The organism is Shewanella zhuhaiensis (genome assembly GCF_022484835.1).
Taxonomy (GTDB): domain Bacteria; phylum Pseudomonadota; class Gammaproteobacteria; order Enterobacterales; family Shewanellaceae; genus Shewanella; species Shewanella khirikhana.
This window is the reverse complement of the sequence record NZ_JAKUDL010000007.1, coordinates 193,647-206,265: the sequence shown is the minus strand read 5'-3', so window position 1 is coordinate 206,265 and position 12,619 is coordinate 193,647. Positions and strand designations below refer to the sequence as shown.

At 52.5% G+C, this 12,619-nt stretch carries 12 protein-coding genes and 1 rRNA gene; 9 read left to right on the top strand and 4 right to left on the bottom strand.

Features of this window, described 5'->3' with window-relative positions; genetic code table 11:
- Nucleotides 1–189: 189 nt before the first annotated feature.
- From rrf to MJ923_RS17670, 3 genes are all read left to right on the top strand, one after another.
- A 5S ribosomal RNA gene (rrf, locus tag MJ923_RS17680) occupies nucleotides 190–305 on the top strand.
- Nucleotides 306–452: 147 nt separating this feature from the next.
- On the top strand, nucleotides 453–704 hold the full coding sequence (locus tag MJ923_RS17675) for a YkgJ family cysteine cluster protein (protein ID WP_240592220.1): 252 nt from the start codon (nucleotides 453–455) through the stop codon (nucleotides 702–704).
- 16 nt (nucleotides 705–720) lie between these two features.
- Nucleotides 721–1,176, top strand: coding sequence for an Rrf2 family transcriptional regulator (locus MJ923_RS17670; protein ID WP_240592219.1), 456 nt, complete (start codon nucleotides 721–723; stop codon nucleotides 1,174–1,176).
- Here MJ923_RS17670 and MJ923_RS17665 read toward each other — a convergent pair.
- From MJ923_RS17665 to gpmM, 4 genes are read right to left on the bottom strand one after another with little or no spacing between them, the layout of a single operon-like run.
- Nucleotides 1,151–1,903 carry a divergent polysaccharide deacetylase family protein gene (locus MJ923_RS17665; protein WP_126168909.1) on the bottom strand — a complete coding sequence of 251 codons (753 nt, stop codon included), beginning with the start codon at nucleotides 1,901–1,903 and terminating at the stop codon, nucleotides 1,151–1,153. The two genes, MJ923_RS17670 and MJ923_RS17665, sit on opposite strands and share 26 nt — an antisense overlap.
- 19 nt (nucleotides 1,904–1,922) lie before the next feature.
- Nucleotides 1,923–3,122, bottom strand: a complete 1,200-nt coding sequence (locus MJ923_RS17660) for a S41 family peptidase (RefSeq protein WP_240592218.1) — start codon at nucleotides 3,120–3,122, stop codon at nucleotides 1,923–1,925.
- A gap of 30 nt (nucleotides 3,123–3,152) precedes the next feature.
- Nucleotides 3,153–4,289: a murein hydrolase activator EnvC family protein gene (locus MJ923_RS17655; RefSeq protein ID WP_240592217.1), complete on the bottom strand. Its 1,137-nt coding sequence runs from the start codon at nucleotides 4,287–4,289 to the stop codon at nucleotides 3,153–3,155.
- A gap of 5 nt (nucleotides 4,290–4,294) precedes the next feature.
- Entirely contained in the window at nucleotides 4,295–5,836 is a 1,542-nt protein-coding gene (gene gpmM, locus MJ923_RS17650) for a 2,3-bisphosphoglycerate-independent phosphoglycerate mutase (protein WP_240592216.1), read from the bottom strand.
- A 236-nt stretch (nucleotides 5,837–6,072) separates the two neighbouring features.
- Here gpmM and MJ923_RS17645 point away from each other — a divergent pair, with 236 nt between their 5' ends.
- The 6 genes from MJ923_RS17645 to MJ923_RS17620 all read left to right on the top strand — a co-directional run bounded on the left by MJ923_RS17645 (nucleotide 6,073) and on the right by MJ923_RS17620 (nucleotide 12,602).
- Nucleotides 6,073–6,504: a rhodanese-like domain-containing protein gene (locus MJ923_RS17645; RefSeq protein WP_126168913.1), complete on the top strand. Its 432-nt coding sequence runs from the start codon at nucleotides 6,073–6,075 to the stop codon at nucleotides 6,502–6,504.
- Nucleotides 6,505–6,732: 228 nt separating this feature from the next.
- On the top strand, nucleotides 6,733–7,221 hold the full coding sequence (gene secB, locus MJ923_RS17640) for a protein-export chaperone SecB (protein WP_126168914.1): 489 nt from the start codon (nucleotides 6,733–6,735) through the stop codon (nucleotides 7,219–7,221).
- 6 nt (nucleotides 7,222–7,227) lie between these two features.
- Entirely contained in the window at nucleotides 7,228–8,244 is a 1,017-nt protein-coding gene (gpsA, locus tag MJ923_RS17635; protein ID WP_240592215.1) for an NAD(P)H-dependent glycerol-3-phosphate dehydrogenase, read from the top strand.
- A gap of 71 nt (nucleotides 8,245–8,315) precedes the next feature.
- The gene (locus MJ923_RS17630) at nucleotides 8,316–9,509 is read left to right on the top strand and encodes a BaiN/RdsA family NAD(P)/FAD-dependent oxidoreductase (protein ID WP_240592214.1); all 1,194 of its coding nucleotides are present in this window, start codon (nucleotides 8,316–8,318) and stop codon (nucleotides 9,507–9,509) included.
- Between the two features lie 149 nt (nucleotides 9,510–9,658).
- Nucleotides 9,659–10,459, top strand: coding sequence for a TnsA endonuclease N-terminal domain-containing protein (locus MJ923_RS17625; RefSeq protein WP_240592213.1), 801 nt, complete (start codon nucleotides 9,659–9,661; stop codon nucleotides 10,457–10,459).
- Entirely contained in the window at nucleotides 10,449–12,602 is a 2,154-nt protein-coding gene (locus MJ923_RS17620; protein ID WP_240592212.1) for a transposase, read from the top strand. Before MJ923_RS17625 ends, MJ923_RS17620 begins: the two co-directional genes overlap by 11 nt.
- The last annotated feature ends 17 nt before the right edge of the window (nucleotides 12,603–12,619 follow it).

Sequence of the window (12,619 nt, the reverse complement as noted above, 5' to 3'; positions counted from 1 at the left end):
CGTTGTGAGGCGTTGAGCTAACCTGTACTAATGACTCGTGCGGCTTAACCATACAACCCAGATGGGTTTCAGATGGTGTAGATAGTCTTGAAGAAACCAGACTTGATTGAAGTGATAACTCAGGCTCGATAGAGCATCAGCTTTCTGAATTGGATGTTCTTGCCCCAAGGCGAGGACATAATGAATTTGTCTGGTGACAATAGCGCTCTGGTCCCACCTGATCCCATTCCGAACTCAGTAGTGAAACGGAGCAGCGCCGATGGTAGTGTGGGGTCTCCCCATGTGAGAGTAGGTCATTGCCAGACGCCTAATAAGTGAAGAGGCCACCCAAGCGGGTGGCCTTTTTGCATTTGGCCTATCGCCCGATTCTTTCAATTGCGTGCGGCAGTTGGCACTATTGCGGTTCGAAACTGAGTGATTTTGCTTTCAACGGTATAATCGGAGAAACGGAAGTGGAATGTCGTTTGGGCTGTGGAGCCTGCTGTATCGCGCCTTCTATCAGTAGTCCTATTCCTGGGATGCCTCAAGGCAAGCCCGCTGGTGTGCGATGTGTGCAGCTCAGTGATGAGAATCTTTGCCTGATCTTCGGCCGGGCAGACCGCCCCGATGTGTGCAGTGACTTTAAGGCTACCGCCGATGTGTGTGGCGCCAGTAATGACGAAGCGCTGTGGATTATCACTTCCCTCGAGACACAAACCAACTGATTGTAGGTGAGGACCTATGCAACTGACCCGCTATACCGATTTTGGGATCCGAACCCTGATGTATATGGCCGTGCAGCCTGAGCGAACCGCCTTGTTCCGGATTGCTGAGATCACTGAAGTTTTTGAATTGTCACCCAATCATGTTTCCAAGATTGTGCATCATCTGGGGAAGGCCGGTTACTTGCAGACGGTGCGTGGTAAGGCTGGCGGCTTCAGACTGGCCAAGCCTGCCGAGGCGATTAACTTGGGTGAGCTGGTGCGGGAGCTGGAACATTCACTGGCACCTATCGATTGTGCCAAGCCTCTTTGTCGGCTGTTACCCGCGTGCCAGTTGAAGGGCATTTTGGCGGATGCCGTCGCGGCTTACCTTGCGGTCCTGGATAAGTATTCGCTGGCAGACATTGTCTCTAATCGTGATGAATTGCTGGCGCTGCTGCCCGATCCGTCTATTTCAATCTTACGCTTGGGCTAGCACCTTGCTGCTGTGCCAGACGGTACGGCAGTAGATGAGAGGTGGGCACCAGGCTAATGCCTTCATCGGCCAATCGATGCAGATTGGCCTTCAAAAACTTCACCGTCGCCGGATGTGGGTGGGCAATGGCAATCACGAAGCCTTGCTGATGCGCCTGCTCCATCATCACTTTAAACTGCTTTTCCAATCCACGTTTACTGGTGTCATTATCCAGAAAAACGTGCCGTTTCAGTAGTGGCACGCCTAATTGCTCAGCCTTATTGCCGGCTTTGCTGTAGCGGGTTGTCAGACTGTCGACAAAGTACAGGTTGTTCTGCTTGAGTCGCTCCATCACCCAGGACATATGGTTGTCCATTTGGGTAAGCAGACTGCCCATATGGTTGTTGGCACCTTTGGCGAAGGGGATGCGCACAATGGCATCATCAACTTTGCGTTTAATCTCTTCTTCGCTCATATCGGTTGTCAGGCCGCCATTGCCAAGCGGGCGACCATTCAGCGCCTGCATGGGAATGTGCAGCATGATTTCATGGCCCTTGGTGTGGGCCTTACCGGCAAGAGAAACCCCCAGAGGACTCTGAGGGATCACGGAGAGGGTGACATCTTTGGGAAGTGACAGGACGTCCTCATCGGTCTGACGATAGCCTATATCGTCAATGATGATCGCCAATTGGGCCCCTTGGGCCGAAAAAATCCCTGCTGCAAGCAGCAAACCAAGCAGATAGCGCACGTAATATTATTTTTTTCAGTTATTTTTGGTTTTCGATCCAAGCAATGGCCGAGGCCAGTGGCAGATCTTCGTTTTGTTTTTCAGCTTGTTCTGAATTGATTATAGCCACATCCGTTTCGTCTTTAACAGCAGCTTTTACTGCTATTTTGATATCCGGCTCTATCCCTTTTGCATGAATATCATTGCCCTTGGGGGTGTTGTAGTGGGCAATAGTGAGCTTGATGGCGCTGTCCATATGGATGGTGGGGATCAGGCTTTGCACCGTGCCCTTGCCGAAACTGGTTTCACCAATCAGCAGCGCCCGGCCATTTTCCTGCAGTGCTGCGGCGAGTACTTCCGAGGCGGAGGCCGAGCCCTTGTTGATCAGCACCAGGATAGGCACATTGGTCATCAGGGTTTGCGGTGAGGCAAAGTAATCGGAGTTTGCATCGAAGAAGCGCCCTGAGGTTGAGACGATACGGCCCTTGGCCAGGAACAGGTCTGCAATACGTATGGCTTGGTCCAGCAGCCCGCCCGGGTTGTTGCGCAAATCCAAAATCAAACCTCTGGCCGGCGTTTGCCATTGATTGATTTGGTTTATCAGTTCCTGGGTGGTGCTGTCCTGAAAGCTGGTGAGGCGAATGTAGCCGATGTCGCCTTCTAGCCACTTACCCTGTACCGACGCCACCGCGATGGTATCTGGCTTGAGGGTAACCTGATAACTCTGTTGATTGGAGTGTCGCAGAGTCAGGGTCAGTGGCAGGTCGTGCACGCTGTGGTAACGGATTTCGGCCAATACATCGTTCAGTGCCATTTCGGCCACCTGATGCTTATTCACAGCGACAATTTGATCACCAGCCACAATGCCTGCCCTGGCGGCAGGCGAGTCGGCAAAAGGGGAGACAATGCGGATAAACTCGTCATCGGATGCCACTTCAAAGCCGTAACCGAAGTATTCACCCTTGTTGGCATCACGGATGTTAATAAGGTCCTGATGGGTAAGGTAACCCGAGTAGGGATCGAGTTTTTTGAACATGCCTTCGATGGCGCCTTCGATCAGTTCATCCCTGCTGATCTGGTTTACGTAGTAGGTTTCAATGGTGTCCATGATGTCTACCAGCAATGGGTAGTCATACTGGTTGAGGATGGATTTGGCGTTCTCTTGCCCGGAGAGGCTGACCGAGAGGCCGAGCGTCAGGCCAAGTACCATGGCCCCCAGATAGCGGATGAACTGCGACATAAAGGCCCCCTGCTGTACGGGGCCTTTGCGTCAGCGTCTGCAGTAATTTGCCGGGTCGACGGCTTGCCCCTTGTGCCTTATCTCAAAGTATAGGCCAGGCTGTGTCTGTCCACCGGAACGTCCTACCAGTGCAATGGTGTCACCGCCCTTTACCGTATCCCCCGGACCTTTAAGCAGTGCCTGGGCATGACCATAGAGGCTCATGTAGCCGTTGCCGTGGTCAAGTACCAGCACCATACCAAAGCCTTTAAGCCAGTCGGCATAAATGACCTTGCCGTCGGAAATCGCCTTGATGTCCTGACCTTCCGGTGCCGACAACAACACGCCTTTCCATTTGATTTGGCCTGAACGTGCGCTGCCGAACGATTCTGTCAGACGGCCCTTGGTCGGCCAGCTGAGTTTGCCCCTTTGACTGGCAAGCCCGGTAAGCTTGGGGCTGGCCTTGGCCGATTTCACCGCCTGCTCCAGTACCCGCTTTAGGCTGGCCTCTTCGATTTGCAGCTGCTCAAGTTCGGCGCCGCGGGACGACAGGGTCTTTTGCAGCTCTTTTAAGGTGGCCTGGCGCTGGGATTGCTCGCTTTCGAGTCGTTTGGCCTGCTGCTGTTGTTCGGCAACCAGCTGGGTTAGCTTTTCCTGCTCGTCGAGTTGGTCGGCGTGGTTTTGTCTGAGCTCATCCATGGTGTGTTTGAGCTCGTTAATAGCCTTGATGCGGGCGTTGTTAAGGTATTGATAGTACGCCAGCATCCGCTCGATGGTGGCGGGATTTTGCTGGCTGAGCAGCATCTTGGTGTAGTCGTGGTTACCGGCGAGATAGGCACTGGCGAGCTGTTTTGACAGGCTTTCCTGCTGTGTGGCTTTGAGGGCATTGAGCTCTTTGCTGCGCACTCTCAGGCCTTCAAGCTTTCCATCCACGGTTTTAAGTTTGCCACGGGTTTGGGTGATGGCCTTGGCGGCCGCCGCGATGGCTTCTTCATCTTTGCGCAGCAGCGTTTGCAATTGCTCCCGCTGCTTGCTGGTATCTTTCAGCGCATTCTGCTGCTTGGCAATTTGGCTTTGCAGCGTTTTGAGCTCGGCCTGACGCCGCGCCAGATCATCGGCCTGGAGCGGCAGGGAGAGCAAAAGAAAGCCAGCGATAACGCCGGCTTTCCACAGAATACGCTGTGACAAATGGCTTACTCTTCAGTGGTGATCAATACACGGCCGGTCATTTCTGCCGGAATGTCTTGTCCCATAAGGTTCAGCATAGTGGGTGCGACGTCGCTCAAGCGGCCGCCTTCGGCGATGGTGGCGTTGCGGCCAACAAAAATGAAGGGTACCAGCTCGCTGGTATGCGCCGTGTGCGCCTGCCCGGTGCTCGGGTCGCGCATCTGCTCGGCGTTACCGTGGTCGGCGGTGATGATGCACTCGCCACCCACTTTGGCCAGGGCGTCTACAACGCGACCAAGACAGGCATCGACGGCTTCACAGGCCTTAACGGCGGCATCGAAATTGCCGGTATGACCCACCATGTCCCCATTGGGGTAGTTACAGATGATGACATCATACTTAGCAGATTCAATCGCTTCCACCAATTTATCCGTCAACTCGGTTGAGCTCATCTCCGGCTGCAAATCATAGGTGGCAACCTTGGGCGAGTTGATCAGGATGCGGTCTTCGCCCTCGAATGGCTGCTCTTTACCGCCATTGAAGAAGAAGGTGACGTGGGCGTATTTTTCGGTTTCGGAAATACGCAGCTGGGTCAGGCCACGGTTCTGCAGCACTTCGCCCAGGGTGTTGACCAGATCTTCCGATGGGAAGGCAATGGCACCCTGAATGTCGCCTGCGTATTCGGTCAGCATTACGAAATGGGTTTTGGGCGTTACCGCACGCTCGAATCCATCGAAGGATGGGTCGGTAAAGCTGCGGCTGATCTGGCGGGCACGGTCGGCGCGGAAGTTCATGAAAATCAGCGCATCGTCGTCATTGAGGCTGACGCTGTTGCCATCGGCATCCACAATGGCTGTGGGAGCTACAAACTCATCGTTTTCATCGCGGCTGTAGGCCGCTTCCAGCGCGTCGACAGCGCTGTCGGCGGTGTGTTTGCCCTTGCCCTGGGTGATGAGGTCATAGGCCTGAACTACGCGATCCCAGCGGTTGTCGCGATCCATGGCAAAGTAGCGGCCAACGATAGAGGCGATACGACCGACATTCAGCGAGGCAAACAGCTCGGTAAAGTGCTCCAGACTGGATTTGGCGCTGCGTGGCGGGGTGTCACGGCCATCGAGGAAGGCATGCAGGTATACCTTGGTGGCACCGCGCTTGGCGGCCAGACGCACCATGGCTTCCAGATGCTCTTCGTGGCTGTGTACGCCACCTGGCGACAGCAGACCCATAATGTGCACGGCGCCGTTTGCGGCTACCGCGGCATCCACGGCCTGGCACAGGGCCGGGTTGTCATCGAACTCACCATCTTCGATGGCTTTGCTGATGCGGGTCAGTTCCTGATAAACGATACGGCCGGAACCCAGGTTGATGTGACCCACTTCGGAGTTACCCATTTGCCCATCGGGCAGGCCCACATCGTGGCCGGAGCCCGAAATTAGACCGTTGGGGTAGGTGGCATGGAGTCTGTCCAGAACTGGGGTGTTGGCATGAAAGATGGCATTGCTCTCATGATCTTCGCGATAGCCCCAGCCGTCGAGGATCAGTAATGCCAGAGGACGTTTAGCTGTCATCGTGGTTTACCTTCAAGATTGATAAATGGAAGAAGTGTCGGAATCGGAAATTGTTCAAATATTACTACGTCAGCACCGAGGGGACAAAGCCATTTACCCCGATTGCGGCCATCGACGGCATTTGTGTACAAAAAGGTGAGAAGCCCCCACAGAAAGGGCGTTTTTGCTGCATTGTGCCGTTGTGATGGTATACTCTCTGGCCACACAGTTTCAGGTCTCTAAAACGACGGGATATCATGCAAGAATACATCGAGTTTTTCAGGGCAAACCCTATGCTCAGCCTCGCCTGGCTGGGTCTGTTTTTGGCACTGGTTGTTACCACCATCAAGTCGATGACCTCCAAGGTCAAGCACATTGGCACTCAGGAGCTGGTACAGCTGGTAAACAAGCAAAATGCCAAGGTGGTGGACGTGCGCGGTAAAGAAGAGTTCCGCAAAGGTCATATTGTGGATGCCGTGAACATCACCATGTCTGAGATCAAAAATAATCAAATTTCTTCCCTTGAAAGTAACAAGAACACCCCCATTATATTGGTGTGTAACGCTGGCATGACTTCAGCTCAGGCAGCGCAGTTACTGGTTGCTCAGGGCTTTGAACAAGTCTTTAGCCTCAAGGGCGGAATGGGCGATTGGCAGGCTGCCAACATGCCTGTGCAGAAAAAACGCTGAGGTCAGCGGCGGATGTTGCTTTCATGTGAAGAATACTGCAGTGTAAGCCACATGAAATCGGGTCCGCAGCACCCTGATCCATTGGTCGGCAAAGGGCTTTTGAAGTTTTTTTAGCTGGCAAGATCTGAACCGGGACGGTACTGAGATCCATTGCGGCCTCAAAAGCCCAGCCCTTTAGACTGGCTTTCGACGTAAAAGCCGACTCAACATATTGATAGGTAGGAAATTATGGCTGAAGTAGCTAATAACGAACAACAAGCCCCACAGTTCAACATCCAACGCGTTTACACCAAGGACGTATCTTTCGAGACCCCTAACAGCCCAGCGGTATTCCAAAAAGAATGGAACCCTGAGGTGAAACTGGATCTGGATACCCGCAGCACCAAGCTGGCTGACGAAGTGTTCGAAGTAGTTCTGTCTCTGACTGTGACTGCCAAAAACGGCGAAGAAACTGCCTTCCTGTGTGAAGTTCAGCAAGCCGGTATCTTCCACATCGGTGGTCTGACTGAGCCTCAGCTGGCCCACTCTCTGGGTGCTTACTGCCCTAACATCCTGTTCCCATATGCCCGTGAAACCGTGGCCAGCCTGGTGAGTCGTGGTACTTTCCCACAGCTGAACCTGGCGCCTGTTAACTTCGATGCCCTGTTTGCCCAGTACGTGCAACAGCGCGCCGCTGCTGCCGTTCAGGCCGAGCAGACCGAAGAAGCCAACGCGTAACAAACAATGAAAGACACTGCCGATATTACGGTACTGGGGGCGGGCTCTTATGGCACCGCCCTTGCCATTTCTTTGGCCAGTAACGGACACAAAACCCTGCTGTGGGGCCATGACCCCGAGCATATCGCGACTCTGGCTGCTGAGCGCTGCAACGCCGCTTTCCTGCCCGGGATTGCCTTTCCCGACTGCCTGATCACCGAAGCCGATCTGGGCAAGGCCCTGGCGGCCTCGCGTAATGTGTTGGTGGTGGTACCGAGCCATGTATTCGGCGAGGTGCTGGGTAAAGCCAAGCCGATGCTCAGAGACGATGCCCGCATCGTGTGGGCGACCAAGGGGCTTGAGCCTGAAACCGGCCGCTTACTGCAGGATGTAGCCCGTGATGCGCTGGGTGATGCCTTCCCGCTGGCAGTGCTTTCTGGCCCTACGTTTGCCAAAGAGCTGGCCGCCGGTTTGCCAACCGCCATTTCGGTGGCAGGCACCGATGCCGGTTTTACTGCGGATCTGGTGGAGCTGCTCCACAGCCCCAAGCGGCTGCGGGTTTATGCCAACGACGACTTTATCGGCCTGCAATTGGGCGGTGCGGTGAAGAACGTTATTGCCATTGGCGCCGGGATGTCAGACGGCATTGGCTTTGGCGCCAACGCCCGTACTGCGCTTATCACCCGTGGCCTGGTGGAACTGAGCCGCCTCGGTGAAGCACTGGGCGCACAGCAAGCCACCTTTATGGGCATGGCCGGACTTGGCGACCTGGTGCTGACCTGTACCGACAACCAGTCGCGCAACCGTCGCTTCGGCCTGGCGCTGGGCAAGGGCTGTGACGTGAATACGGCTCAGGCTGAAATCGGTCAGGTGGTTGAAGGCTATCGCAACACCAAAGAGGTGTTTACCCTGGCCAAACGCCTTGGGGTAGAGATGCCCATTACTGAGCAAATCTATGCCGTGCTGTATCAGGGCAAATCGCCACTGGACGCCGCCAAAGAGTTGCTGGCCCGTGAGAAAAAATCCGAAACAGCAGCCGAGTAAAAGCCGCGCTGCAACAGGAAAAAGGATGCTAGAATTGGCATCCTTTTTTTATGTCCGGGAGTAACAGGCGGATGTCGGATTGTAAGCATCATCAGGTCATCATTATTGGCGCGGGCGCGGCAGGGCTAATGTGTGCCCTGACAGCGGGTTACCGTGGCCGTGATGTGTTGCTGCTCGACAATGCCAAGCAGTTGGGGCGCAAAATTCTGATCAGCGGCGGCGGCCGTTGTAACTTTACTAACCTGCAGACCCAGCCCTCGGCCTATCTCTGTGCCAACCCCCATTTTGTAAAGTCTGCGCTGGCACGTTACACCCAGTGGGATTTTATCGATATGGTCGAGCGCCATGGCATCGCCTATCACGAAAAGACCCTCGGACAACTGTTCTGCGATGAATCGGCCAAAGACATTGTTCAGATGCTGACCACCGAATGCGACTGGGCCGGGGTGAAAACCCAGCTGCGCACCGAAATCCTCGCAATCAGTAAAGAAGATAGTGGCTTTTTGCTGCACACCAGTGAAGGCGACTATCGCTGCGATTCTCTGGTGATTGCCAGCGGCGGCTTGTCGATGCCCAAACTTGGTGCCACACCGTTCGGGTTTAAAGTTGCGCAGCAGTTTGGCCTTCCTGTGCTTCCGACCAGCGCTGGACTGGTGCCCTTTACCCTGCAACCGGAAGATAAGGCCAAGTTCGAGTGTCTTGCCGGTATCAGCCTGCCGGTGACGGTAACGGCCGCCTGTGGTCAGGTATTCTCGGAGGCGCTGCTATTTACCCACAGAGGCCTGTCAGGCCCCGCGGTATTGCAGATATCTTCCTTCTGGCGCCCCGGAGAAACCGTGAGTTTTGATTTGTTGCCGGGCATCAACTTTGTCGACTGGTACAAAACAATCAATGCTGAATCACCTAAATTGTCAATCAAGAACGCGCTATCACGCTTGTTGCCCAAGCGTTTTGTGGAGCGGCTAGTGGAAATTGGCGAGCTGCCAGATAAAACTCTGAACCAGTTGGGTAAGGGCGAAATCGAGGCCTTGGCCAGCTATTTTGCCAGTTGGCAAATTGCTCCCGGTGGCACAGAGGGGTATCGCACCGCCGAAGTGACCCTGGGCGGGGTGGATACCGATGCACTGTCTTCCAAGACCATGGAGGCCAAGGCCTGCCCCGGGCTGTACTTCATCGGCGAGGTGGTGGATGTAACCGGTTGGCTGGGCGGTTACAATTTCCAGTGGGCATGGAGCTCTGGGCACGCCGCCGGAGAAGCCGTGTAATTTGTACAGGAACAATAAAGTTTGTACATAGCACTTAAAGTTTGTACATAAGGCCAATTTGGAACAATAAAGTTTGTACACTGATCTATAATTAGTCCATCTTGGGTGATGGAGTCAATATCGTGGGACGTGGCAGGAAGTTAGAGTCATTGGAAGATTTTCAGCGTTCTCTAAAGCAAAAATATGGTTTGGGGAGCGGTGCCGAATACAAGCCATGGCTTCGAGTTCAGGACGTTAAATCGAATGGAAATAGCGCCAAAATCGATGGGCTGAAAGTTAGGCGTGTTCACCACACACTCTCTGAGCACGAGTCCAGCTTTTTCTATCTTGCAGAATTCAGTGAATCCGTTATTGATATACGCGAGCAGTTTCCTCTTCTTCCGCTAGCTCTCTCCATTAAAATTGCGCAGACACTCGGAGTCGACCATCCCAAAAACCCGAATAGAAAAGATGGGACGCCCAATGTGATGACGACAGACTTCTTGTTGACCAGAACTGATGGCTTCAAAAAGTGGTACGAAGCTGTGAGTGTTAAACCTCAAGAGCAACTTCGCGACAAACGCACGGTTGAGAAATTGGAAATTGAGCGACTCTGGTGGCAATTGCTGGGGATACCATTTCATATCTACGTGATGACAGAACAGAATGTGATCCAGTCTAAAAACATAGAGTGGTTTACCTCACCATTACGCCACGGGGTTAGTTTTCCCGACGATTTGATGGAGCGCGCCAAAAGGCTGATCGGTATCGGAACTGTACTGATTGAGGAGCTCTGTAACTCATTTGTGCAGGCGCTTGGGATTAAGTGTGATGATGCATTAATGCTCTTTAAAGTCTTGTTGGCGACAAAGCAAGTCGTTGTCGACCTCAATAGACCAATCACCGAAAACGGTATCGTTGTAGTTCTCCAGGTGCACCCTAAAGAAATGGAGCACTACCATGCTAGTTGAGAAAAACAGTGTCTGGCAGATTTCCATGTTTGATGGAGTTGAGGATGGAAACTACCGAGTTCTTGAACATTATGCTGGCGCTGATCTTGTGGTTTTATTTCGTCTGCAAGATGGCCCCAATCTCCAGAGGCCTATTTTGGTGCCGCAATCTCTGTTCATGGACAAGATAAAAAGTGCTCATATCAAGCCAATAGTGTTTCCGACGCCTTTCTATCAGGTTGTTGCAGAGGAGCGGATATCGACCGCACATAGAAAGAAGCGGGATGAACGTTTCAACCAGATCAAGCCGTTGGTTGATTCGCATGAGTTTCTGTTTGAGTTTGCACTTAATCCCCGTAGCAGCTTAGTTGTTGAGCATGCGAAGCGAAAAGGAACCTATGTTCAAAATTTATACCGCTCACTCAACCTCTATTGGCGGTATGGGCAGGAGCGTAATGCTCTGTTGCCTTCTTACACGTATTCAGGAGGCGCCGGAAAGCCGCGTATTGCTGGTGAGGTAAAACGAGGCTCTCCAATCCAAGTTTCAACACTAGGAATGAATATTCCCCTCGGTGTAAATACAGGTGAGGAAGATAAGGCTAAGTTCGTTAAGGCAATGAAGCGCTTTGGCTTAAAAGGCAAAAAGGTAACGTTTAGGCGAGTATACGAACAGATGCTCAAGGAGTTTTATCGGGATGAATTGATTGAGGCTGAGAAAGAATCGCGAGAACCATGCGTACCCAACTATCGAGCCTTTGTTTATTGGATTAAACGCCTTATCCCTAAACAGGAGGTGATCCAAAAGCAGACGTCTCCAGGTGACTTTGCTCGAAATCGAAGAGGATTACGCGGTTCAGCGACCGACCATACGGAAGTCCCTGGTAGCTGCTTTGAACTGGATGCAACAGTGCTTGATGTACATGTTGTATCAGAATTTAACCGTAATCATGTGCTTGGTCGGCCTACTGTATACTGCGTTGTTGATAAAGAAAGTCGTATGATTGTTGGACTTCATGTCTCTATGGAGTATGCCTCTTGGAGGGCTGGTCGACAGGCTTTAGTCAACAGCTTTAGCGCTAAGAAAGATTACTGTGCCATATACGGGATAGAAATTGAGGAGGCTGACTGGCCATGTCATCACATCCCTCAGCGGCTACTGTGTGACAGGGGGGAATTCATTTGTAAGGATGCTGAAGAGCATGCAGTCCCTTTAATCGGTCACTTAAGCATTGCACCACCATATCGCGCTGAACTTAAAGGGATCGTTGAGCAACGCTTTAACATTCTGAACCAGAAATTGGTTCATGAATTAATGGGAACGACAAGGGGGCGCAGTTATATTCGGGGAGATAAGGACCCAAGACTTGACGCAACTTTAACTCTGAAAGAGATCACCAAGTTGTTGATCGATGCGGTGCTCGACCACAATAGCGCCGTTTTTGAGTCGCTATCTGGCCAAACTACGCTCCTTATCGAGTCAGGACTGTCTCCTACGCCATTGAATTATTGGAATATTCATGTGCAAAGGCACAGGCATGCGCTGACTACAGCTAATGAAGCAGAGGTCCATGCCAGACTGTTACCCGTAGAAACAGTCACTATGACCATGAAGGGGATCAGGCGAAATGATGAGATGTACTTTAAGTCCCATCACCCGGACTTTGAAGACTGGAAGGTAATTGCTAGAGCAGGGCGAAGCTGGCCGCTCGAGGCCCGTTTTAACCAAGATAACTCATCTTTTATTTATGTGCGTTTGCGGGAAAGGGAAGGATTTAGCCGATGTGAGTTGATTCGAGGATCGGTCAATTTTAGTCAGCGGCATCAAGCCGATATCCTATTTTTTGAAGATTGGAAAAAGCTTGAAAAGACGCGAGCTAAACCGACGGCCAAATCAGTCGAACGACACGACCGACGGAAGAGCATTATTAAAAACGCCCGAGATCAGGCCCAGAAAGCACCAAAATTAGCCTCTAAAGCGGAACGTACCCGTGGTATGAAGGATCGCCGACGTGAGGCAATACAACAAGCGAGGGGGGAGTGTGAGATACCTGTATCGGAGCAGTCGTTAGAAACTCCTTCTCATGTTGAACAGTGGGCAGAAGAGCGTCAGCAAAATGTGATATCGCTACTCAAAAGACGAAAGGTTAACAATAGTGAGAGTTGAGACGGCGCGGTATCAAT